Origin of the sequence: Legionella bononiensis (assembly GCF_016786215.1) — a bacterium.
Taxonomy (GTDB): Bacteria; Pseudomonadota; Gammaproteobacteria; order Legionellales; family Legionellaceae; genus Legionella; species Legionella bononiensis.
The window spans coordinates 1-22,282 of sequence record NZ_JADOBG010000001.1 but is presented as its reverse complement, the minus strand read 5'-3'; the positions used below and the strand labels follow the sequence as shown (position 1 = coordinate 22,282).

Below are 22,282 nucleotides of genomic sequence, written 5' to 3'. Positions count from 1 at the left end.
AATTGTTCAACAAATTACCAGACGATCTAATAATAGTCCATTTTTTATGGAATTCCAGATCGATTAAAGGAGTAGGTATGCAAGAAGAACAATGATACTTATTCGTTTAATTGACAAAACAATTTGAGTTTTTATGTATGAGGCTATCTAATGAATTACAGGCTCAAGCACGCGTTATTAGTCGGGCAATTTGTTGCCCGACCTACGTTTAATGAATACTCAACTGCATAATGTTCTAATGCGCTCAATAAGCTCTCTGTTCTTACCAAAATCAGAATGTCCCATAGTAGCACTGGAAACTACAGTTCCATCTGAACGAATAATTAACCAGTCAACAAAATGAAACACCCTGCTTTGTCGATACCCAATAAGATTGGATTCATTCAGTTGTGTCATAGTGACTTCAGGAACTTTACTTTTAATGCATTCAGCTAATTGAACTAAGGTACCTACTTTCAGCGGAGGAATGTAATGAGCGTTATCTGCGGCAACCAAACTGCTTACCCAATTAGGCTTTTCTTCGGGTAATTGTCCATCGATTAACCCTTTAGGCATTTCCCGGAAATTAATTTGCGGAAATAGGTACATCACCCCCACCACACACCCAATTAACAGAACGATGATTAACATTATTTTCATTTATATCACTTCCTCTGAATGCCGTTGTTCTTCCTGAATACTGTGTTCCAAAGAAATATAATCAATTTTACCCGACGGCAAAATCGGAATTTTACTGCCAGGATATATCGTGTGGGGTACAAGCAGCTCTGATTGACCCTGTTCATGAATTTTTTTAATAAAACTCATCTTATCAGCATGTGCCGCTTCGCTGAATAACAAGATCTGCTCACCTTTTCTTGGGCATTTTCTGGTGACCGCCGCATGCAATAATTCTGGCCATATAGAAGCGGCTATGCCTTCAACAGCAGTCAGGGAAACCATCTCCCCGGCAATTTTGGCAAAACGTTTCGCACGACCGGAAATGGTAATAAAACTATCTTCATTCATCGTGACGATATCGCCTGTATCATGCCAGCCATCAAATGGTGGAATTATTGCTCCTGGCTTATCCGCATTCATATAACCTCGCATAATATTAGGACCACGTAGCTGCAGACGTCCGCCCACAGCAATTCCATCTACAGGTACTAAACGGCTCTCCATAAATGGCAAAATCATCCCTACACTTCCCGGACTTGATGCCAAAGGACAATTAAGAGAAATAACCGGAGATGCTTCTGTAGCACCATATCCCTCATAGATTTTTACCCCGAAGGTTTCTGACCAATATCTTAAAGTTTCTGGTTTCACTTTCTCTGCGCCAGCGAAAATATAACGAACACTGCTAAAATCATGTCGGTCAGCTGCACGCGCATAACCGGTTAAAAAGGTATCAGTACCAAACATTATGGTTGCTCCGGTTTCATACACCAAACCTGGAATCACTTTATAATGCAAGGGTGAAGGATAGAAAAAACATTGAATCCCGGTAATTAATGGAATAATGCTCCCAGCAGTTAATCCAAAACAATGAAAAATTGGCAAGGCATTAAAAAAGACATCTCGTGAAGTAAAATCAACCCGTGACTTCATTTGGCAACAGTTAGCTAGAATATTAGCATGGCTCAAGGCCACTCCTTTGGGCACCCCTTCTGAACCCGATGTAAACAAAACAACACCAGTCTGATCAGGTAAAATAGTCTCGCCCAGGAGTTTATAAACCAGGGCAGGAAACATACCTTTTACCAAGCCAGAAATTTTATTAGCCAGGTTTATGGATGATTTGAAGTCTTCCAGATAGCGAATTGTGAGACCTGCTGCCTGTAATTCATCAATTAAGGGTTCCAGTTTGGCGGTCGCAATAAATTGCTGAGAAGTATAAATCGACTTGATTCCAGCAGTGTTACACGCGGACAACAAATTATAAAATCCCATACTGAAATTCAACATGGCAGGGATACGCCTGTATGCCTGTAAAGCAAAAAAAGTGACCATACCCGCAATAGTGGTAGGCATCATGACCCCAACATGTTCTCCTGCCACCGTCTGTTTTTTGATTTGCTTTCCTAAAATAAAACAGCGGGCGAGAAATTGTCGGTAAGTCAAAGGCGTCCGGTTGCTGTCTTCAATTTTAGCCTTATTTTTAACGCCTACAGCAACCCCTTCAATCAATGCAGAAAATAGCGTTTGCGGCTGAAAACTGTTCGCAAATGCCAAATCACCAATCAATCGAAATAAACGCATACTGACTGCCTGTCGGTTTACTGGTAAATGGTCTGGTTGGATGAATAACTGGGAAGGCATTATATGGAGAGTAATTTTGGGTGCGATGCGAATGCTGTGTTTGCTTTTGCTGATCGAGAATAGGCTATGCTCAGCGCCTTCTATACGAATAGGTATGACCTCAGCACCAGCTTTCTGCAAAACAACTCCAGGTCCATCATAAACCTTGAGGCTTTCTTCTTGCTGACCTATTAATCCCTGTGGAAAAATAACGCAGCGTTTTCCGGAACGAATTGCCTTAATCAATACCCTGGTCGCTCTGGCGCTGCCTGGATCAATAACAATGACCTCAGCGAAGAGCAATACTAACTTTACCCAGAATTTTTTGAACATTAAGGGATGTAATGCGATAGTCAATCGTTCAGGTAAAAACACAGACAGCAATAGTACATCAATCACAGAAGTTCTGTTTGCGATAATCACTGAATTAACCGCAGGTTGATAATGCCCCTTCACCTCTACCCGAAACCAGGTCACCAGTAAGGCCTTAATCCAGCGTCTTGCTCTTTGAAGTTGCTTTTCTTTCCAGCTCAAACGTTCCATAGTATCAAATCTCTAAAAATTTACTTTGGTTAAAACAATCAAATCCTATAGTACAAGATTGAAACCAATTTAAATAGCTATTAACCGGGAACGGAGCAAGGCTTAAATTGGAATTATCAACCAGATTACTTGCGACTATCTCAGACCTGTAATAAAGTGAGGGATATGAATTACAAAAAAATCCATCCTGTTAAAACCGGTTGCTTCATTTTGGCCTTGGCCTCTTTTATTATTTGTGCCATTGCATTTCAACAGCACTCTCTTGAAATCATTGAATGGATTGATGATCTCGGATGGCTTGCGCCTGTACTCTTTATCCTGATCTACTGTCTTGCAACCTTAATGTTATTACCTACCATGGTATTAACATTAGCTGGCGGTGCTATATTTGGGCCATTATTTGGCCTGATATTAAATTTATTGGGAGCAACCAGTGGCGCGGCCTTGGCATTTTTAATTACGAGACATCTGACTTATGACTGGTTTTCAAAAAAACGCGGAGCAAAACTGGATAAATTAATAACCGGAGTAGATGAAAAAGGCTGGATATTTGTCGCTTTCTTACGATTAGTTCCTATAGTCCCTTTTAACCTGGTTAACTACGGTATGGGTATAACTGGAATTAAATTTCGTCTTTATCTCATTACAACCTTTGTTTTTCTAATACCGGCAGAAATCATTTATACCTATTTTGGATATGCAGGAATGGATGCTCTTGCCCAGCCCAACCATTTTTATAGAAATGGGGGTATTTTACTCACCGGCATAGCTGTTTTGTTTCTTTGTATTATTAAGTTCATCAAAAGAAAGCAAGGAGATTAATTGCTCTATCAAAGGGTGAGCCACCTCAAAAATCACCTGATCAACTGCTAGTACAGCCCTGATTCCCTGCAAGGAATTAGAAATAAACACGGCATCAGCTTCCTCAATCATGACTTTTGTTACCCCCTTCTCAATACAGGAAATGTTATGCTCCTGGCACAGGGAAAAAATTCGTGATCGGGTAATGCCTGGTAATACACCATGTTCCTGAGGAGGTGTGATTAATTGATTGTCCTTTATCAAAAACAGGTTCGCGCATGTCGTTTCAGTGGCGAAATGCTGTTGGTTAAAAAATAAAGCATCATCCGCACCCAGCGTTAACGCCTGGCGTCGTGCCAATATGGCCTCCAAATAATTAACCGTTTTCAACTGATATATTGGATTCGCTGCATCCCTTAACCAAGAAGTACTGATCAAACGTATAGGATGATTAAGAATATGATAATTAAACGTCTGAAATATCAGTTGACTAACCTGGCCGCGCTCTGCCAATCCTCTGGGAGCAGAACCGCCGCTTAAAATGGCTTTGATTCCCCCATGGTACAAGTTGTCACGTCTAATTTGCTGAATGAGATGCTCACACCAGTCATCCAATGACAGATCAAAGGGAATACCAAGCTGACGAGCAGAATGAGACAGTCTTTGCCAATGCAAAGCGGCAAAACAGGGCTTGGAACTATCTACTTTAATAGTCTCAAACAATCCCTCACCCAAAAAGATTCGATCATCAATTCCAAATACAGGGGTAACATCGCCCTTGTCTATTAATACCCTTGTATGCATTAAAAACCCATCTTTAATAATCTACGAAATCATCAAGTTCATCTCGTAATCGCTTTTCTTCCAACATATTTTCCAAACGTCTGCGAGCATCTAAACCATTAGCTGGTATATCAGCAAATTCAGTATCTACTTCTACTTCTTCAAAATCATCTACAACTTCAATTATTTCTTCTTCATCTTCTTCAAATAAGTCAGTCATACCCTTTCTCTCAGAGAGTTAACATCAATTCGTTAATTCACTTATTAAGTGGAACAAAATACCAGGACGGCTATATACCCTATTTTCTTTTTTTTTCCTAGTTTTTTTTAAAAATTTTTTCTGCATAGTGATTATATATTTGTGGAATTCTAAAAATCAGCATTCAATAACTACTTTATTTTATTCAGATATTACGAAAAATCCTACGGTCGAAGCAGAAGACAGTTTAGTTACATCTAAAATGCCACTGAAATTTCGTCATCCTGAACGCAGTGAAGGATCTCCAAAAACAGGCACCATGACGGTTTCAGGAGATTTCTCACTTCGTTCGAGATGACGCCTCTCCAACGAATTAACAATTCAATACAACAAAGAAATAGGGTGATGTTTGTAAATCCAGTTCTTATCAAATCCTCTACTAAGAAGATAAATACTTGAACTTTCACCCTAAACAACTAATAATCAATGAAGAGAAATAACATAAGTAATAGTATGCCTGATCAATTAAAAATTGCTTTACGTAACACTATAAAGCAAATACGCACTAAAATTTCACTTCCGTATCGAGCCAGATCCTCTACTCAAATTTGTAATCGAATTCGTGCGCTTGAAGAATACAGAAGAGCAAAGAGTATTGCCATGTATTTTGCAATCAATGGGGAAATTGATTTAAGTAACTTGTGGCATAGCGCCCCGTTACAAGGAAAATTTTGCTATTTTCCTGTATTAAATCCGAATTCAACACTTTCTTTTTTACCGGCTACGCCTAAAACACCTTTTAAAAATAATCGCTACGGTATACCTGAGCCTGATGTAAGTCGTGATCTTGCAATACCTATAGAGGAACTGGATCTGATCATCATACCGCTGGTAGCTTTTGATCCCCGTTGTACAAGACTGGGAATGGGATCTGGTTATTATGACCGAACATTAGTTAATAAAAAAAACTGCATGTTCCTGGGTGTAGCTTATCAATTCCAAAAAGTGGATTTTCTGATTGCTGAACCCTGGGATGTTCCACTTGATGCAGTAGTCACTCAAAGAGCCATCTATTGGCGTTTTCCCCAAACCTGACCACTCATTTTCCTAAAACATCCTATGAACCGAAAGAGCTAAGTGCAGGCTTACAAACAACCTTATAAAAAAAGCGCATTGTACATCAAGTACATGAGCATTTTATACAGTTTTTAAGATACTGCCTACTTCGTGTGAACGGTTGGATTTGAGTGCAGGTTAACAGAACAGGCTTATAAAAAAAGCGCAGTGTACATCAAGTACATGAGCATTTTTACATGCTTTTAAGATGCTACCTACTTCGAGTGAACGATTGGATTTGAGTGCAGGTTAACAGAACAGGCTTATAAAAAAAGCGCAGTGTACATCAGGTACATGAGCATTTTTACATGCTTTTAAGATGCTACCTACTTGTACATCAGGTACATGAGCATTTTTACATGCTTTTAAGATGCTACCTACTTCGAGTGAACGATTGGATTTGAGTGCAGGTTAACAGAACAGGCTTATAAAAAAAGCGCAGTGTACATCAGGTACATGAGCATTTTTTTATAAGCCTGTTCTGTTAAGATGCGCCAAATACAACCGTTCACAGGGCATCATTTCCTACTTCACCCGTTCTAATCCGCACCACCTGCTGCAACTCATAAACAAAAATTTTGCCGTCGCCAATTTTTCCTGTATAGGCTGATTTACAGATCGCTTCAATTGCGACCTCCACCATATTTTCCGGAACTGCCAATTCGATTTTAATTTTAGGAAGGAAGTCTACTACATATTCTGCCCCTCGATACAATTCTGTATGTCCTTTTTGACGACCAAAACCTCGAGTTTCGGAAATTGTTATTCCTGGAACACCTATTTCTATCAAGGCTTCATGTACATCATCCAGCTTAAAGGGCTTAATGATTGCGGTAATCATTTTCATATTGTTTCCATTGTGTAATGTAAAATTTAATAAGTACTTTCAAACTCAATTGTCTGGGTATAGTTCTTGAGTGGCAGTTTTGTTAGACTGTCAGCAAAAATAAACATGGAGTAACTATGTTCGACACGAAACAATTTGACGATTTGGCTCAAATGCTTTTTGCCACTCTGCCTACCAGTCTACAGAATATTGAAAATGACATTCAACAAAAATTTAAAGAAGTTTTACAGGCAACCTTCGCCCGTATGGATTTGATTACCAGAGACGAATTTGATGTCCAGTGTAAAGTACTTACCCGTACCAGGGAAAAGTTGGAACAACTGCAAAAACAAGTTGATGAATTATTAAAAGCTCAAGAAAGTAAAAATCAGGAAATCTGATTCTTGCAAAGCTTGGATGGTGTGATGATGTTCTCTGATTGGCGGGGCAATTGATGTTTTTAAATATCTTGCTCTACGCAAATTGGAATGCATTAGTCACATCATTCAGGAGAACACTATGATTTAAATTTATAAAGCAGTCCAGGAAATAAAGACTGCTTAATGTCCAACACAACAGGAAACTACATCATGAATCTCGCATTTACCAAAACGCGCAGCACTATTGGCATACTGGCACAATCCGTATCAGTAGAAGTACATCTATCAAATGGTTTACCTGGTTTCACCATGGTAGGACTTGCTGAAACCGCAGTAAAAGAAAGTAAAGACCGAGTACGAAGCGCGATTATCAACAGTCAATTTGAATTTCCATGCCGTAAAATCACGGTGAACCTGGGGCCTGCTGATTTACCTAAATCAGGTAGTGGTTTTGATTTACCTATTGCGTTGGGGATTCTAGCGGCATCAGGCCAGATCCCCCCCAGTAAATTAATGAATCATGAATTTATTGGAGAACTGGCTTTAAGTGGTGAGCTTAGAGGAGTATCTGCGATAATACCGGCTGTTCTTGCAGCTCATAAAGACAATCAATTATTGATAATTGCCGCTACCAATGCACCTGAAGCGTCATTAACCGGACATCAAGATGTATTTATGGCCAACAATTTAAGAGAAGTATGCAATTATCTCTGCAATGACACCCCATTACAAAACGTACCACCCAGACCCCAATACACTAAATCGACTCATGAACTGGATTGGTCAGATATCAAAGGTCAGTTCCATGCAAAAAACGCGATGGAGATTGCTGCTTGTGGTGGACACAGCATCTTGTTATGTGGTGCGCCAGGAAGTGGTAAAACCATGCTGGCGAAACGATTTAGTACTTTATTACCTGAATTAACTGAAACCCAGGCACTGGAGTGTGCCGCAATCAATTCAATACGCGGCAAACTACCTGATTTCGCAGAATGGCGCTCACCTCCTTTCCGTGCTCCCCATCATACCGCTTCCCCAATGTCTCTGGTTGGAGGAGGCAATCCACCAAAACCCGGGGAAATTTCGTTGGCACATCATGGGATCTTATTTCTTGATGAGTTACCTGAATTTAATCGACAAGTCCTGGAGACACTGAGGGAGCCATTGGAATCGGGGCATATCTGTATTTCCAGGGCAGCTGCTCAAACTGAATTTCCCGCCAAATTTCAGTTAATCGCAGCAATGAATCCATGTCCTTGTGGGCAGTGGGGTAACGCTCAGGCAAACTGTTTATGCACCCCAGATCGAATTAGTCGATATTTAACCAAGCTCTCAGCCCCTCTCTTGGATCGCATTGATATGCACATTACAGTGCAGGCATTATCTCCGGATGAGTTAATAAAACCCAATTTAAATCCCGACAAGCAAAGCGAATTAATCAGGGAAAAAGTAATCAAGGTTCGTACGATACAAATGGCGCGACAAAACTGTATTAATGCCAACTTAAGTTCGAAACAATGTGAGCAGTTGTGTGAGTTAGGAGACAGAGAACACACCTTTTTAAACGAGGCCATGAATAAATTGAAACTCTCTGCACGCAGTTATCATCGCCTGCTCAAGGTAGCGAGAACGATAGCGGATATGAATGAAAGCAAAAAAGTCAGTTTAAATTATCTACAACAGGCTTTATCTTATAAACAGACGTTTCAATCACCCAAATAGAGCATTCCTATAACAAGAATTACATTAGTACTTTATTTTACTTTTTCTTCACCATAGCTCTATAATTAATCAAACTGGTATATTTATAGAGCCATGATGAATCCAATCAAATTAATAGGTACCCTCATTTTAATCTTTATACCATGGGGATTCGTTTCAGCCGATGAATATCATAAACAAGCCATATCCATTATAACCAATTGCTATAATACCTCTGAAGATAAAGATGATATGGTTGTCCAATGCATCAAAAATAAATTGAAAGATTTACCCAATCCAGGGGACTACAGACTCAATGTAAAAACATCCAATCCTGATGCCGCAGGTCATTTTAGAGTCATTATTTTTATGATTAATAGTTCAGGTTACATGGTTTATTGCATAGGTAATGCTGATTTGAAAACCATGAAAATAAAATCATGCGTTCAGGATAGAGGAGAACCATTATCACCAGCACAGGAATTATCTATAGATACCTTATTAGACATCTGACCAGGATCACGATGATGAGACCATACCCTGATAATAGGGTATGATGGATTTTAGAAGTCCATAAATAATTGATGATTTAATTGATTTTGACAATTGGCCTAAAGGATCAAAGATTCAATAATTGCCATGCGAGAATAAACACCATTGGTTACCTGACGCAAAATAAACGATTGATTTCCATCGGCCACATCACTGTCAATTTCTATACCACGATTCATCGGACCTGGGTGCATTACCATGGCATCTGATTTCGCATAAGCTAAACTATTTTTGGTTAACGCAAAACTGTTCCTGTAGGTGTGTAAATCGAGATGGTCATTATCAGCCAAACGTTCACGTTGGACTCGTAAACAAATCACGACATCTGCATCAGATAATCCATCACGCAAATTATTGGTCACTCGCCCATAGTGTATTGCCTCAGGTTGCCAAAGTTCCGGGGCAATGAATACTAATTCACCAACCCCTAATGTACTGCAAATACTTTGAAATGAATTGGCTACACGTGAATGTTTTATATTACCTAAAATGGCAATTTTCAATTGTTCCAGTTTTGGTTTCTGTTCAATAATAGTCATCATATCCAATATAGCCTGACTGGGATGCGCATGGGTTCCATCGCCAGCATTGATGATATGAATTGAATCACCCAAACGTTCAGCCAAGTTCTGCTGCAATCCATCTTGTTTGTGGCGAATTACAAAGCAACGTATTCCCATTGCTGCCAAAGTTTTAATGGTATCCTCTATAATTTCCCCTTTACTTTCAGAAGAACTCTGCAGATCAATATTAATAACGGGCATGGATAAATGGTGTGCTGCTAATTCAAAACTAACCCGAGTTCTAGTACTGTTCTCATAAAATAAATTGGCCATAGTATGTTCGGCATAAGATGGATAATTTGAATTGTTCTTAAAATGAAGTGCTCGCAGTAAAAGGGTTTCTATCTGATGGCGTGATAACTGACTAATTTCGAGAAAATGTTTCATAAACCCTCTTTAGAGTTCGTTCCAAACTGTTTTTTTGAACTGACTGAATAAGCTAATTCTACACGAAGTACCAGAGGAATTCGAAGGACTTTTTCTTAAAGGATTTTGATATTTGTGATGCAACCCGGTTAATCGGACTATTCTGGATGTTGCAACCACTGTTCCAGAATAATACAAGCAGCAATGCTATCTATCTCTGTATTTCTAAGTTTACGGTAACCCCCTTGATCGAAGACCTGACCTCTGGCTTCAACTGTTGAAAGCCGTTCATCAACCAAATGGACCGGAATGGCAAAATGTTTTCGTAATTGTTTTGCAAATCTACGCGCAGCGGAAGTCGTATACAGCTCACTGTCATCGATACAGGTAGGTAAACCAACAATTAAAGCTTCAGGATTCCATTGTGTTATGAGTTTTTGAACACTATTCCAATCGGGCACACCAGATTTTGCGCTGATAGTAGATACAGGAGAAGCACTACAGGTCAATCGTTGTCCAACTGCAACCCCAATGCGTTTATAGCCAAAATCAAACCCCAAATAAACACCACTAGGCATGGCCGGCATCAGAACTAAGTTGACTCATTTTTACCCCTAAAGTTAATCCCGCATATTCCCAGCGTTCTTCAAAAGGAACATCATATAGAATTTCCGATTTATAAGGACAGACTAACCAGACATTATCCATTACTTCACGTTCCAATTGATTTTCAGTCCAGCCAGCGTAACCTAAAGTAATTAACACATCTTTAGGTCCTTTATCGTCCGCAATGGCCCTAATAATATCATTTGAGGTAGTCACAGTCACCTCATCCTGCAAAAACAAACTGGAACGCCATCCACCCATTTGTTTATGAATCACAAATCCTCTCTCTGGCTGCACAGGCCCGCCGAATAATAAAGGCATGCGATTTTGCTCCATACGAATTGGTTCAATTTGTAATTGCTCAAAAACGATGGACAAAGGAAACTGCATTGGTCTATTTATTATTAAACCAACCGATCCTTGTTCGTGATGCTCACAAAGATAAATTACCGTCCGTTCGAAATTAGGATCATTTAATGAGGGCATAGCAATCAATAAATGATTCGCTAATGAGCTTATAATTGCCATGAGGTCCCCCATAAGTTAGTCTCTATTCAATTTAATTATACACCAAAAACAGATTGCTTTTGTGCCATATTGAATTTAATTTAGCCACTAGTGCTGGATTAAAATAAATCTCATTAAATCATCAGTTTCAAACTCAATAAGTACGGGTTTACACCCCTGGCAAATGAACGGCGGATAACACCTATTGGATGCTTCAGGACTTCCCCAAAGCCACAAGGTCGAGGCAAATGGAAGGTGTTTCACTGTTCAAGTGCCTCTCAAATTTCGTCATCTTGAACGAGGTGATCTCCAAAACACAGGCACCATGCCGGAGTCAGGAGATCCCATGCTTCACTCGGGATGACGATGTTCTAGCTAGAGCTTTGTTACGTCATCCTGAACGCAGTGAAGGATCTCCAAATGCAGGCATCATGCCGGTTTCAGGAGATCGCTCACTTCGTTCGAGATGACCTTTCCCTAATGAATTAAACGCTCTTTTAACAAAGAGATTAGGCGTTTTTCATCAGTCCTGTGCTATTTTACTTCCCCTGCTGGCATAGAATTCACTATGGAAACTTTAATGTATAAGGTTGAATTTTGAGAAAATGGCCGTCCTGCAGTGTATGAAGTAGAATCAGAATCATTATTCTGAGTGCCCTCTGCACTACCCAAAGGCACCCATTTATTTAATGGAGCCATGATGGTGGTATTAACCTGCTGATTGTCAAATTGTTGTCCTCCTGCAGCATTCTCCTGCTCTCTAACCCGTTTAACAGACAATTTAACCTGATTCCCCTGCAATACAGGCTGTACCAATAAGCCATTCTGGATATTATGTTGCTGATATTCTACACCTGTAAAAAAGCCAACACCGACCGAACTTATTATAGGAACCTGTTCACCTGTTGAAACAAAAGCGGACTCACCACTCATCACTTTAACTGACTGACTACGCTGTACTTCAGATTGGGGATTAGTACTGTAAGTCACATCATTATTATTTTGCTCACTAAGCCAATCAGGGTCCCCTTGATATATGGCTATATTGAATGTGACTGGCGGCACATCCAGCTTATGCAAAACCTCTCTGATTTTAGTCAAGGTTGAAGGACTCACCACGACGATTAATGTTTGTCCTGAACCGCTTATTTTTTCCCCATCTTCTGTTTGTATAAGGGGTTGAATTAATTGAATCACTTTGTCTGCCTGCACATAATTCAATTCTATGACTTTCGTTATCATCGATTGAGAAAAAGCATTGCTGGCAAAGAATAATAAAGCGATTAACCATCGATTCATAGCGGCAACACTCCCTGTCTATTGAGTTAAAGAACTTCCTTTATATTTCATTGTAGCACTGAACTATTGAAATTGATTAAATGGAGTAAAATGAGTGGTTTTGTTCCTTCAAAAGTTTGGGTATAATCGCTTCAATCTGTCTTCAGGGATACGAACATTATGGGTAGCATTTTTAATATGTTTGGGCCATCACCAATAAGGCCTATTGAGCAACACATCCGCAAAGCACATCAATGCGCAAAACAGCTTTACCCATTTTTTGAAGCGGTGTTAAAAAAAGATTGGAAATCAGCTAACTCGATTAAAGAAAAAATTGTTTCTTTAGAAAAAGAAGCTGATTTAATCAAGCGTGATTTACGCCTGCATCTACCTACGGGGCTTTTTCTGCCTGTTTCACGTACTGATTTACTCGAACTGTTAAGTGCCCAGGACAGAATTGCCAACAAAGCAGAAGATATTGCCGGTTTAATTACCAGCCGACAAATGACCATTCCAGAACCATTAATACCCGTATTTATGCCTTTTCTACACCGTTGTCTGGATGCCTCAAAACAAGCCTGTAAAGCAATCAATGAACTTGATGAATTACTTGAAACTGGATTCAGAGGCAGTGAAGTAAAAATTGTTGAGGAAATGATCCTTAAGCTGGATGAAATAGAACATGACAGTGATGAAAAACTTGCTGATATTCGTCATCGTATCTTCGAGCTGGAAAAGGAATTATCAGCAATAGATATTATGTTTCTTTATAAACTAGTCCAATGGATTGGCGAATTGGCCGACAATGCCCAGACAGTAGGCGGTCGACTTCAAATTCTTATAGCCAGGTAGTAAATTCCTATGGATTATTCAATTTTGTTTCTTTTAGTAGCCATCGTTCTATGTTTTTTAATGACTTGGGGTGTTGGGGCTAATGATTTAGCCAATGTGATGAGCACCACTATGGGCTCAAAGGCAGTAACCGTTCGACAAGCCATGATCATTGCCATAATTTTTGAATTTGCCGGAGCTTTTTTAGGTGGAAATGGCGTTACTGAAACCATGAGGGACGGGATCATTAACACCAGTCAATTATCCAATGAGCCATTAATTCTAATTGAAGGTATGTTAGGTGTATTAATGGCCTGTACTATATGGATGAATCTGGCCAGTTATTTGGGTGTTCCCGTCTCCATTACCAATGCTTTAGTTGGCTCCATGGTTGGATTTGGCGCAATGGTTCTTGGTCCGGATGCCATACATTGGAATCAGGTTGCTCGAATAGCCATAGGCTGGGTTACTTCTCCTATGATTTCAGGAATCACAGCCTATGCCTTATTTATCAGTATTCAACAGACTATCTTTGTTAAACGAAATCCTTTAACTAAAGCCAAACTGTATATACCCATCTACCTATTCCTCATCGGTTCAATTCTGTCCTTTATTACTGTTTTTAAAGGATTGAATCATTTTGATATTCATTTGAATTTCAAGCAGGATTTGGCGGTTACTCTTGCTACCAGCATTATCATCACCATCATAGGAATAATCATTATAAAACGTATTCCTGAAAATCCGAAAATCAGACGCAGGGAACGTTTTATTCAGGTAGAGAAATATTTTGCGGTATTAATGGCTATGACTGCATGCGCAATGGCTTTTGCACATGGCTCCAATGATGTTGCTCTGGCAGTAGGCCCACTAACTATAGTGTATAGTCTGGTCATGAATGCCAATCAAGTGTTTGATGCCAATAATTATCCATCCTGGATCATCCTGTTAGGTTGCACTGGAGTTATTGCTGGTTTATTAATGTATGGCAGAAAGGTCATTGAAACAGTGGGTAGTGCTATTACGGCATTAACACCCAGTCGAGCCTTTGCAGCAACTCTTTCTGCAGCCACCACAGTAGTTGTTGCTACCAGTACGGGGATTCCAGTATCAGCAACTCAAACACTGGTAGGTGCGGTTCTGGGAGTAGGTCTGGCTAGAGGTATCGGCGCGTTGAATCTTATCGTGATACGGAATATTTTTATGTCCTGGGTTTTGACTTTACCAGCCGCATCCATTTTAACCATCATTTCTTACAAGCTATTGCATACGTTCTTGGGATAGTCTGTTAGGTTAATAGTATTAACCACCACCGTAGCATTAGCTCCGTCTCGAAGACTTGGAACGTCATCTTCGAGACGGCTTAATTGCAATGCTGTGCGAGTGATAATATCTTTTAGAACTTACTCGAGAAGGTTATTAAAACTCTTCCCAAATCTCGCCCTTATCATCCTTATAGTCTTTATTATCTCTCATGCACGCTATGCGCTCATGTTTTTTAATTTCTTTTATTTGCGATTCTGACTTTTTATGAGTCGCGTCAAATTCAAAGAAAAACTTATCATAAGGGCTTACATAGGCTTTATCTATATCATGTTCAGTCATACCAATTCCAAAAAACTTTATTCTTAATAGGTATTTTATCGTTTTTTTAACTAAGTTACCATTAAGCTTCTTCAAAAGTAAAAAGGCTAAGTAATGAAATTAAAAAAAGCGGAATTGCACGTACATTTAGAAGGATCCATTTCACCAGATTTAGCTGTAAAACTTGCTAAACGCAATAAATTAACCTTGCCCTCAGGTCTTATTGCGCCAGATGGGGAAAGTTATTTATCAAAAGATTTTCTTGATTTTCTCAAAGTATATGACACCTTGGCCGCTGTAATTAAAGTCCCCCAGGATTATTATGACATTACATTTGATTATCTAAGAGCTAATGCCCTGGAAAATGCCATATATATAGAAATGATGTACTCACCAGATCATGCGGAACGTTCCAGCGGGATTCCATCTCGTGAGCATCTCGCTGCAATCCAACAGGCTATTGACGATGCCAAAGATCAATTTAATATCGTAGGAAGAATAATAAACACCGCTGTGCGTCATTTTGGAGTTGAGGCTTGTGAACGAGTTGCGCGGCAGGCTGGCATTGATAAATTTCCGTGTGTGACAGGATTTGGTTTGGGAGGAGACGAAGCAAAATTCCCTCCGAAACTGTTTACTCGAGCCTACCAGATCGCCGCAGATGCGGGGTTGGAATGTACCGTTCATGCTGGTGAGTTTGATAGTGCTAGGGGTATGGTTGAAGCCATGGAACATCTTCCTATTAAGAGAATTGGACATGGAGTTAATGTCATACACTCTCCCGAAACTATGGCTATGGTAAAAGACAAAGGAATCGCGTTAGAAGTTTGCCCTACCAGTAATATCTTTTTAGGTTTATTTAAAGATATGAACAGTCATCCGTTCCCCAAACTTTATGATGCTGGCATCAAAGTAAGCATCAGCTCAGATGATCCTCCGTTCATGAGTACTACACTGGCACAGGAATATCAGCGTGTTCAGGAGTCTTATCAATACAGCGATAAAGTCATGAATGATATAACCAAAATGGCAATTGAAGCGGCTTTTGTTGATGAGAAGACCAGAAAAGAGCTGCTGGAAAGAATATAAGATTCATAGTTCTGCTTGAAAAGACCCCGTAGTACAGAACAGTACTACGGGGTCCCGTTGTTTTCTCATTAATCCATTAAGAGTGAGCTGATTGCTCTGCCAAATAATTTAATCCAATGTTTTCCTATAACGTTTAAATCCTATAAAAAGCACTACGAAAGTAAACAGTAGTATAGGGACGATCTCATACCAAACTTCAGCGAATCCATTGCCTTTTAATAAAATTCCGCGAACAATAATCAAATAATGAGACAGTGGCAAAATACTTCCTACCCATTGCGCCCATTCAGGCATCCCTCTAAACGGAAACATAAATCCTGACAATAAAATTGAAGGAAGGAAAAAAAACATGGCACCTTGCACTGCCTGAAGCTGATTAGACGCCAGCGTAGAAAAAGTTAGTCCGACAGACAGATTAGCTGCAATAAATGGAAGACTCAGTATTAATAATAGTAAGATACTGCCTTGTATTGGGATGGAAAACAGCAGTTTAGCCATTAACAAAATTAATGACACCTGGATAAAGCCAACCAACACAAAGGGGATTAATTTTCCAGCCATTACTTCCATAGGTTTCAATGGCGTTGAAAGTAAAGTTTCCATAGTTCCACGTTCATTTTCTCTGGTAATCACCAAGGCAGTCACTATGACCATAGTCATGGTTAAAACCACACCCAAAAGCCCCGGAACAATGTTAAATGCAGTAATGGCCAATGGATTATATATAGCATGTATCTCGGGTTGATAAGGCGTTGATTTAGGTTTTAATGATGATAGAGGTCCATTAAGATCTTCATTTAATGAAAGACTGGCAAGCTCTGTGAACACTGAAACCGCACGGCTTGTTGCTGCAGGATCAGTTGCATCAGCTTCAAGTAACAAAGGAGGATGTAAGCCACGAATTACATCTCGGGTAAAATTGGGAGGAAAACTCACTACAAATTGAACTTTACCCGTTTTCAGCATCCAACTTGCTTCTTTGTCATCAGTCTTTGAGCTGATAAAATTAAAGTAAGTTGAGTTTTCCATACTGGTTAGAATACGTCTGCTTAATGGCGTATTATCCGGATTAACCACTGCCGTTGGCAAATTACGTGGATTCGTATTAATGGCAAAGCCGAATAAAATTAACTGCATCAGTGGAATACCGATGATCATGCCTAAAGTCACTCTATCGCGTGACATCTGCACGAACTCTTTAATCATTACCGCTAATAAGCGGTTCAGGCTTCCTCTAGTCAACAAAAGGCTCCGGTGATTTATTTACTAAACTGATAAATGCGTCTTCAAGAGTAGGTTGTATTGAACACCATTGAATAGAATAGTGTGTACTTAATTGCTTCAATCCTTCCTCAATTAATTCAGTATTGTAACCACATACATGAATCAGGTTTCCAAATAAGGCAGATTGAACCACTCCAGGAATTTTTTTCGCATGTTGTAATAAAGAAGTAGTCACATTCCCTTTGATTTCCCATGTTTTTAAATGGGTTTCATCAATTACTTCAGATACTGTTCCGGTAGTTAAAAGTTTACCATAAGCCAAATAAGCTATTCGTGTGCAGCGTTCTGCTTCGTCCATATAATGAGTAGAAACAAAAGTAGTGATGCCTTCCTGACTCAGAAAATGAATTTGATCCCAAAATTCCCGCCTTGCAATAGGATCAACCCCTGCAGTTGGTTCATCGAGCAGCAGCAGATCGGGATCGTGAATTAAACAGGTTGCAAGTGCTACACGTTGTTTCCAACCACCAGATAACTCTCCGGTCAGTTGCTTTCTTCTGTCCGTTAAACCCAATTTATCCAAAGATTCAGCAACTCGTTTGTTTCGATTAGCTATTCCATAAACCCGTGCAATAAAAATCAGATTTTCTTCAATAGATAATTCAGTATATAAACTGAATTTTTGAGTCATATAGCCAACCCGTTCCTTAATTTGATCAGATTGAGTTAATATATCAAAGCCTAAACAGGTACCTTGCCCCGCATCGGCTTTTAATAAGCCGCATATCATCCGTATTGTTGTAGTTTTGCCACTTCCATTTGGACCGAGAAAACCAAACACTTCTCCTTTTTCTACCATCAAGTCAATATTATTTACTACTACTCTCTGACCAAAACTCTTACGAAGTCCTTTCACATCAATGATTATGTTTGAATCTGAGGCGCTCATTACAAGTTCACCATGACGGGTTGACCAGGCTTGAATAAAGAGGGGTTATTAATTCGAGCTTTAATCCTGAATACTAGTTTTGAACTATTATCTCGGCTATAAACCAAAGGTGGCAAATATTCTGCATCCGGGGAAATATAACTAATCACCGCGGGATTATTTTTTTGACATCCTTCGCAATCAAAACTGATATTTTGGCCGACTTTTAATTGAGCTAAAAATTCCAGAGGCACAAAAAATTCAATTCGAATGTTTTCAGGAGTTAACAAAGACAATACAGATTGTTGTGCGGCAACATATTCACCTGTTCGATAATAAGTATCAAAAATAACGCCATCTGCTGGCGCATAAATGGTTTTCTGAGCTAACTCCCATTGCGAAATATTTAACTTAGCAATTAGTGAATCAACCACACCTTGTTGTGCTGTGATTAAATCTTCCCGACTTCCTAATTTTGCCAATGCCAAATTGGCTTCATATTGCATTTTTAATTCTTTTTGTTGTTGCAAATAAGCTAAAGCAGCATCCAGACTGTCCTTATCGGAAGCCTGTTTGTCCACTAACTTTTGATAACGAGAGACTCTTATATCGGCTAATGTTATTTGGGCATTTGTCTGTTGAATTTGCGCTTCTATTGCATCAATTTCCTCACGACGTCGAGGCTTCTTTAAATCATTGAGTTGGCTTTTTGCCTGAGCTAATTCGCCCTGAATTTGAATAATGTTCATTAATTGAGGATTAGGATCCAGACTATATAATAACTCACCCTTCTTTACTTGTTGTCCACGTTGTACTGCCAGGTGGTTTAATACACCATAGAACGGAGAGGCAAGAAATATGTTCTCTCCTTCTACATATCCTTCAAATTGCTCATGCTTGTTACCGTTGCAACCATTAAGGATCATAATCATGATAATAATGAATAATGATTTTGAACGCATAAACATTCGATGCTTTAATAATATATACATTAATAGTGAGCTGTTTTTCCTATTTGTGCAAGTTACGGTAAATAAACAAAAAAATTTGGTAGGAAATGAAGTAGCTGCTACTATTAATTTATTTTCTATAAGTATCCTATGACAAAAAAACAGTTTGATCTGATAGTCCTTGGTGGCGGAAGTGGCGGTATAGCCAGCGCTGTCCGCGCAGCGAAATACGGAGCCAAAGTAGCTGTTATAGAACAATCACACTTAGGTGGGACCTGTGTTAATTTAGGCTGTGTTCCTAAAAAAATCATGTTTAACGCCTCACTAATCTCTGAAACTCTGCATAAATCTCATGATTATGGATTTAGTCCTGTGAGAATAAAGCTTGACTGGGATAAACTGATCACAAAACGCAATGAATATATTGAACGTTTACGGGTAAATTACGCGAATCGCTTTAAGCAATTCCATATCACTCACATCAGCGGAAGAGGGGTTCTTCATGAACAAAACGCTGTGCGCGTTGATAACACCATATACAAAGCGGAACATATAATTATTGCTACAGGCGGAGAGCCATCCCTACCCAATATTAATGGCATTCAGCATGTTATCGATTCAGATGGATTTTTTTCATTAACAAAACAACCCCAAAAAGTAGCCATCATTGGCAGTGGATATATTGGAGTTGAGCTGGCTGGTGTACTGAATGCGTTGGGAAGTGAAACACACCTACTAATGAGGGGTGACAGGCCATTAAGCAGGTTTGATAGCATGCTTGGCACTATGCTGCATGAAATTATGCTGCAACAAGGTATAGTGGTACATCCTAATCATAAAGCTCACTGCATTAATTTACACAGCGATGGAAGAAAAAGTATACAGTGTGAAAGTGGCTCAATAATTAATGATCTTGACGTCATTATTTACGCCGTTGGTAGAACTCCCAGAACAAGCCATTTAAATCTAGATAAATTAAAAGTTAAAACAGATAAACAAGGCCTCATCCGTGTTGATCGTTTTCAAAATTCATCTGTTAAAGGAATATATGCAATTGGGGATGTAACTAACGGACCAGCACTTACTCCGGTAGCGATTGCTGCTGGCAGACGTCTTGCAGACCGACTTTTTGGTCAACAACCCAAGGCCAGGCTCAATTATGATAATATATGCTCTGTTGTATTCAGTCATCCTCCGATCGGCTCTGTAGGTTTCAGTGAACAAGAAGCTATAGAACGATATGGCGCAGAACAAATCAAAATTTATAAAACACAATTTAATCCTATGTATGATGCATTAAGTGAAACAAAAACTCCGACTGCGATGAAATTAGTAACTTTAGGAACAAAAGAAAAAATAATTGGTCTTCACGTAATCGGGTATAATGCAGATGAAATGTTGCAAGGTTTTGGAGTAGCGATAAAGATGGGCGCGTGTAAGAAAGATTTTGATAATACAGTTGCCATCCATCCTACAAGCGCAGAAGAATTCGTAACTATGGTATAAATAATGACAAAGACAATTCGAAGTTTTGACAATAAACGGCCATCATTGGGAGAACGGGTATATATTGATCCCCAATCTGCAGTAATCGGAGATGTTACTTTGGGGGATGATGTCTCTGTATGGCCTATGGCCGTAATCCGCGGCGACGTTAATTATATTACAATTGGTCATTCCTGCAGTATCCAGGATAGCGCAGTACTGCATGTCACTCATGATGGACCTTATACCGTGGGTGGCAAACCGCTGATCTTAGGTAACAATATTACCGTCGGCCATCATGCAATGTTACATGGATGCACTATAGATGACCTTTGCCTCATTGGAATGGGCGCAATAGTTTTAGACGCAGCTCATATTAAACAACATGTAGTCATTGCTGCGGGAAGTTTAGTACCACCAGGAAAAATTTTGGAAAGTGGGTATTTATATATGGGTACGCCGGTTCAAGCAGTTAGAAAATTATCTGTTAATGAAATAGAACAAATCGAGTACTCAGCAAAAAATTATATTCGTCTTAAAGACAAGTATATAAATAATTGATCCAGGAAGGCTGAGTTGAACCACTCAGCCTTCCCCCAGAGTTCCTTCTCTTACAACCATGCCTATCAACTCGAATATATTCACTATGACCAACAAATATTGTTATCAGTTTTTACAATATTGTTTAAATTTGTTGCTAAACTTATAGAAATCTAAAATGGTTAATAGATTCACTCGAAGAAAGGAACATATTAAAATGAACATAATATATGCATCAGTACTTGGCGTGACTATATCATTTGTTAGTGCAACATCGTTTGCAGATGAGCAAACGTGTAACAGTCATTATGATTATTGCATGTCATCTTGCAATACTCAGTATAATCAATGCACTCAGAATAATAATGAAGAATCATATTGCAAAGATCAATACCAACCTTGTATTCAAGGCTGTAGTAACACTAGAGATAGCTGCCTGTCCCAGTAGTCATTGACTCAGGAGATTTGTATGAAATTGTCTCATCTATCGACTCTGTTAATGCTAATTGGAACTATGAGTTTTAACACTTATGCCTCACCACATACATTAGCTAATAATTGCCCTGAAAATTGTACATCGTGTTGGGAACAATGTACTAAAGATGACGATTGTGGTGTAGAGCATAAGTGCATTTCAACAGCATGTGGCAACAGGTGCGTTAAACAAGTTTCAGAGTAGTACTATTCAAAAATCTCAGGTAAGCGTGCAAAGACCCTGCTTGTCAATAAAGCTACTCCAGATAGAATAATCACTTTAACCAATATGGACTTATTGGATAAGCGCCAATTGACCTAATATTTCGAGATAATACTTTATCTGAGCTCAGAGCAGATGAAGATAATATGATTTAGATCATTTTATGAATAAAGTCGCTGGATACTGCGAAAATCAAAATGTGTACTAACTATCACAGATGTAATTTTAAAGACAAAAAAAAAGCGGCTAAAAAGCCGCTTTCCTGGAATAAAACCCTGGCGATGACCTACTTTCGCATGAGGAGACCTCACACTATCATCGGCGCATGTTCGTTTCACTTCTGAGTTCGAGATGGGATCAGGTGGTTCCAAACCGCTATTGTCGCCAGGAAAACTGTTATCCTTTGGATTGGTGATTTACATTTAAACCACTAAGCCTAAGGCCTGGTAA

The 22,282-nt window shown here is 39.2% G+C and carries 23 protein-coding genes and 1 rRNA gene; 10 read left to right on the top strand and 14 right to left on the bottom strand.

Annotated elements, in window-relative coordinates:
- Positions 1–219: 219 nt before the first annotated feature.
- Both IZU94_RS00120 and IZU94_RS00115 read right to left on the bottom strand, forming a co-directional pair.
- Entirely contained in the window at positions 220–639 is a 420-nt protein-coding gene (locus IZU94_RS00120; protein WP_203107215.1) for a DUF1499 domain-containing protein, read from the bottom strand.
- Positions 640–2,826 (bottom strand): AMP-binding protein, encoded by a 2,187-nt coding sequence (locus tag IZU94_RS00115; protein ID WP_203107214.1) that lies wholly within the window; start codon positions 2,824–2,826, stop codon positions 640–642.
- 165 nt (positions 2,827–2,991) lie between these two features.
- Here IZU94_RS00115 and IZU94_RS00110 point away from each other — a divergent pair, with 165 nt between their 5' ends.
- Positions 2,992–3,648 (top strand): TVP38/TMEM64 family protein, encoded by a 657-nt coding sequence (locus tag IZU94_RS00110; RefSeq protein ID WP_203107213.1) that lies wholly within the window; start codon positions 2,992–2,994, stop codon positions 3,646–3,648.
- Here IZU94_RS00110 and IZU94_RS00105 read toward each other — a convergent pair.
- Entirely contained in the window at positions 3,580–4,431 is an 852-nt protein-coding gene (locus tag IZU94_RS00105; RefSeq protein WP_203107212.1) for an aminotransferase class IV, read from the bottom strand. The genes IZU94_RS00110 and IZU94_RS00105 overlap by 69 nt on opposite strands.
- 13 nt (positions 4,432–4,444) lie before the next feature.
- Positions 4,445–4,630 (bottom strand): PA3496 family putative envelope integrity protein, encoded by a 186-nt coding sequence (locus tag IZU94_RS00100; protein ID WP_203107211.1) that lies wholly within the window; start codon positions 4,628–4,630, stop codon positions 4,445–4,447.
- A 492-nt stretch (positions 4,631–5,122) separates the two neighbouring features.
- Here IZU94_RS00100 and IZU94_RS00095 point away from each other — a divergent pair, with 492 nt between their 5' ends.
- Entirely contained in the window at positions 5,123–5,704 is a 582-nt protein-coding gene (locus IZU94_RS00095) for a 5-formyltetrahydrofolate cyclo-ligase (protein ID WP_203107209.1), read from the top strand.
- Positions 5,705–6,233: 529 nt separating this feature from the next.
- Here IZU94_RS00095 and IZU94_RS00090 read toward each other — a convergent pair.
- Positions 6,234–6,572 (bottom strand): P-II family nitrogen regulator, encoded by a 339-nt coding sequence (locus tag IZU94_RS00090; RefSeq protein ID WP_058474433.1) that lies wholly within the window; start codon positions 6,570–6,572, stop codon positions 6,234–6,236.
- A 116-nt stretch (positions 6,573–6,688) separates the two neighbouring features.
- On the opposite strand from IZU94_RS00090, the gene IZU94_RS00085 reads away from it, so the two are divergent.
- From IZU94_RS00085 to IZU94_RS00075, 3 genes are all read left to right on the top strand, one after another.
- On the top strand, positions 6,689–6,952 hold the full coding sequence (locus tag IZU94_RS00085; protein WP_203107207.1) for an accessory factor UbiK family protein: 264 nt from the start codon (positions 6,689–6,691) through the stop codon (positions 6,950–6,952).
- A gap of 189 nt (positions 6,953–7,141) precedes the next feature.
- The gene (locus IZU94_RS00080; protein WP_203107205.1) at positions 7,142–8,653 is read left to right on the top strand and encodes a YifB family Mg chelatase-like AAA ATPase; all 1,512 of its coding nucleotides are present in this window, start codon (positions 7,142–7,144) and stop codon (positions 8,651–8,653) included.
- 93 nt (positions 8,654–8,746) lie between these two features.
- Entirely contained in the window at positions 8,747–9,145 is a 399-nt protein-coding gene (locus IZU94_RS00075) for a hypothetical protein (protein ID WP_203107203.1), read from the top strand.
- A gap of 98 nt (positions 9,146–9,243) precedes the next feature.
- Here the strand turns inward: IZU94_RS00075 and IZU94_RS00070 are convergent, their stop codons facing one another.
- The 4 genes from IZU94_RS00070 to IZU94_RS00055 form a co-directional block, all read right to left on the bottom strand.
- Positions 9,244–10,134 (bottom strand): aspartate carbamoyltransferase catalytic subunit, encoded by an 891-nt coding sequence (locus tag IZU94_RS00070; RefSeq protein WP_203107202.1) that lies wholly within the window; start codon positions 10,132–10,134, stop codon positions 9,244–9,246.
- A 137-nt stretch (positions 10,135–10,271) separates the two neighbouring features.
- Positions 10,272–10,691 carry a Holliday junction resolvase RuvX gene (ruvX, locus tag IZU94_RS00065; RefSeq protein ID WP_058474428.1) on the bottom strand — a complete coding sequence of 140 codons (420 nt, stop codon included), beginning with the start codon at positions 10,689–10,691 and terminating at the stop codon, positions 10,272–10,274.
- Positions 10,684–11,247, bottom strand: a complete 564-nt coding sequence (locus IZU94_RS00060) for a YqgE/AlgH family protein (RefSeq protein ID WP_203107201.1) — start codon at positions 11,245–11,247, stop codon at positions 10,684–10,686. The genes ruvX and IZU94_RS00060 overlap by 8 nt, the downstream gene beginning before the upstream one ends.
- Before the next feature lie 513 nt (positions 11,248–11,760).
- A complete protein-coding gene (locus IZU94_RS00055) occupies positions 11,761–12,525 on the bottom strand; it encodes a secretin N-terminal domain-containing protein (RefSeq protein ID WP_203107200.1) in 765 nt (254 codons plus the stop codon).
- 159 nt (positions 12,526–12,684) lie between these two features.
- On the opposite strand from IZU94_RS00055, the gene IZU94_RS00050 reads away from it, so the two are divergent.
- Entirely contained in the window at positions 12,685–13,356 is a 672-nt protein-coding gene (locus IZU94_RS00050) for a TIGR00153 family protein (protein ID WP_238400261.1), read from the top strand.
- 9 nt (positions 13,357–13,365) lie between these two features.
- Positions 13,366–14,619, top strand: a complete 1,254-nt coding sequence (locus IZU94_RS00045; protein ID WP_203107199.1) for an inorganic phosphate transporter — start codon at positions 13,366–13,368, stop codon at positions 14,617–14,619.
- A gap of 135 nt (positions 14,620–14,754) precedes the next feature.
- On the opposite strand, the gene IZU94_RS00040 is transcribed toward IZU94_RS00045, so the two are convergent.
- Entirely contained in the window at positions 14,755–14,940 is a 186-nt protein-coding gene (locus tag IZU94_RS00040) for a CBU_0585 family protein (protein ID WP_203107198.1), read from the bottom strand.
- Between the two features lie 93 nt (positions 14,941–15,033).
- Between IZU94_RS00040 and IZU94_RS00035 the strand changes: the two genes are divergently transcribed.
- Positions 15,034–16,008 carry an adenosine deaminase gene (locus IZU94_RS00035; protein ID WP_203107196.1) on the top strand — a complete coding sequence of 325 codons (975 nt, stop codon included), beginning with the start codon at positions 15,034–15,036 and terminating at the stop codon, positions 16,006–16,008.
- 108 nt (positions 16,009–16,116) lie between these two features.
- Here IZU94_RS00035 and IZU94_RS00030 read toward each other — a convergent pair whose 3' ends face one another.
- The 3 genes from IZU94_RS00030 to IZU94_RS00020 are packed head-to-tail and all read right to left on the bottom strand — an operon-like array spanning position 16,117 to position 19,122.
- Positions 16,117–17,250: an ABC transporter permease gene (locus IZU94_RS00030; RefSeq protein WP_238400260.1), complete on the bottom strand. Its 1,134-nt coding sequence runs from the start codon at positions 17,248–17,250 to the stop codon at positions 16,117–16,119.
- Positions 17,243–18,181, bottom strand: a complete 939-nt coding sequence (locus IZU94_RS00025; protein ID WP_203107195.1) for an ABC transporter ATP-binding protein — start codon at positions 18,179–18,181, stop codon at positions 17,243–17,245. Before IZU94_RS00025 ends, IZU94_RS00030 begins: the two co-directional genes overlap by 8 nt.
- Complete coding sequence (locus IZU94_RS00020; RefSeq protein WP_203107194.1) at positions 18,181–19,122, bottom strand: HlyD family secretion protein; 942 nt, start codon at positions 19,120–19,122, stop codon at positions 18,181–18,183. The genes IZU94_RS00025 and IZU94_RS00020 overlap by 1 nt, the downstream gene beginning before the upstream one ends.
- 138 nt (positions 19,123–19,260) lie before the next feature.
- Between IZU94_RS00020 and gorA the strand changes: the two genes are divergently transcribed.
- Both gorA and IZU94_RS00010 read left to right on the top strand, forming a co-directional pair.
- Positions 19,261–20,616: a glutathione-disulfide reductase gene (gorA, locus tag IZU94_RS00015; protein WP_203107193.1), complete on the top strand. Its 1,356-nt coding sequence runs from the start codon at positions 19,261–19,263 to the stop codon at positions 20,614–20,616.
- Positions 20,617–20,619: 3 nt separating this feature from the next.
- The gene (locus tag IZU94_RS00010; protein WP_203107192.1) at positions 20,620–21,156 is read left to right on the top strand and encodes a gamma carbonic anhydrase family protein; all 537 of its coding nucleotides are present in this window, start codon (positions 20,620–20,622) and stop codon (positions 21,154–21,156) included.
- Positions 21,157–22,105: 949 nt separating this feature from the next.
- Here IZU94_RS00010 and rrf read toward each other — a convergent pair.
- Positions 22,106–22,221: ribosomal RNA gene (rrf, locus tag IZU94_RS00005) — 5S ribosomal RNA — on the bottom strand.
- Positions 22,222–22,282: the final 61 nt, after the last annotated feature.

Coding starts and splice junctions, on each gene's coding strand:
- gorA (WP_203107193.1), top strand. CDS start 19,261: ATGACAAAAAAACAGTTTGATCTGATAGTCCTTGGTGGCGGAAGTGGC.
- IZU94_RS00120 (WP_203107215.1), bottom strand. CDS start 639: ATGAAAATAATGTTAATCATCGTTCTGTTAATTGGGTGTGTGGTGGGG.
- IZU94_RS00110 (WP_203107213.1), top strand. CDS start 2,992: ATGAATTACAAAAAAATCCATCCTGTTAAAACCGGTTGCTTCATTTTG.
- ruvX (WP_058474428.1), bottom strand. CDS start 10,691: ATGCCTAGTGGTGTTTATTTGGGGTTTGATTTTGGCTATAAACGCATT.
- IZU94_RS00025 (WP_203107195.1), bottom strand. CDS start 18,181: ATGAGCGCCTCAGATTCAAACATAATCATTGATGTGAAAGGACTTCGT.
- IZU94_RS00040 (WP_203107198.1), bottom strand. CDS start 14,940: ATGACTGAACATGATATAGATAAAGCCTATGTAAGCCCTTATGATAAG.
- IZU94_RS00075 (WP_203107203.1), top strand. CDS start 8,747: ATGATGAATCCAATCAAATTAATAGGTACCCTCATTTTAATCTTTATA.
- IZU94_RS00070 (WP_203107202.1), bottom strand. CDS start 10,134: ATGAAACATTTTCTCGAAATTAGTCAGTTATCACGCCATCAGATAGAA.
- IZU94_RS00010 (WP_203107192.1), top strand. CDS start 20,620: ATGACAAAGACAATTCGAAGTTTTGACAATAAACGGCCATCATTGGGA.
- IZU94_RS00095 (WP_203107209.1), top strand. CDS start 5,123: ATGCCTGATCAATTAAAAATTGCTTTACGTAACACTATAAAGCAAATA.
- IZU94_RS00055 (WP_203107200.1), bottom strand. CDS start 12,525: ATGAATCGATGGTTAATCGCTTTATTATTCTTTGCCAGCAATGCTTTT.
- IZU94_RS00020 (WP_203107194.1), bottom strand. CDS start 19,122: ATGCGTTCAAAATCATTATTCATTATTATCATGATTATGATCCTTAAT.
- IZU94_RS00035 (WP_203107196.1), top strand. CDS start 15,034: ATGAAATTAAAAAAAGCGGAATTGCACGTACATTTAGAAGGATCCATT.
- IZU94_RS00045 (WP_203107199.1), top strand. CDS start 13,366: ATGGATTATTCAATTTTGTTTCTTTTAGTAGCCATCGTTCTATGTTTT.
- IZU94_RS00090 (WP_058474433.1), bottom strand. CDS start 6,572: ATGAAAATGATTACCGCAATCATTAAGCCCTTTAAGCTGGATGATGTA.
- IZU94_RS00115 (WP_203107214.1), bottom strand. CDS start 2,826: ATGGAACGTTTGAGCTGGAAAGAAAAGCAACTTCAAAGAGCAAGACGC.
- IZU94_RS00050 (WP_238400261.1), top strand. CDS start 12,685: ATGGGTAGCATTTTTAATATGTTTGGGCCATCACCAATAAGGCCTATT.
- IZU94_RS00060 (WP_203107201.1), bottom strand. CDS start 11,247: ATGGCAATTATAAGCTCATTAGCGAATCATTTATTGATTGCTATGCCC.
- IZU94_RS00080 (WP_203107205.1), top strand. CDS start 7,142: ATGAATCTCGCATTTACCAAAACGCGCAGCACTATTGGCATACTGGCA.
- IZU94_RS00085 (WP_203107207.1), top strand. CDS start 6,689: ATGTTCGACACGAAACAATTTGACGATTTGGCTCAAATGCTTTTTGCC.
- IZU94_RS00105 (WP_203107212.1), bottom strand. CDS start 4,431: ATGCATACAAGGGTATTAATAGACAAGGGCGATGTTACCCCTGTATTT.
- IZU94_RS00100 (WP_203107211.1), bottom strand. CDS start 4,630: ATGACTGACTTATTTGAAGAAGATGAAGAAGAAATAATTGAAGTTGTA.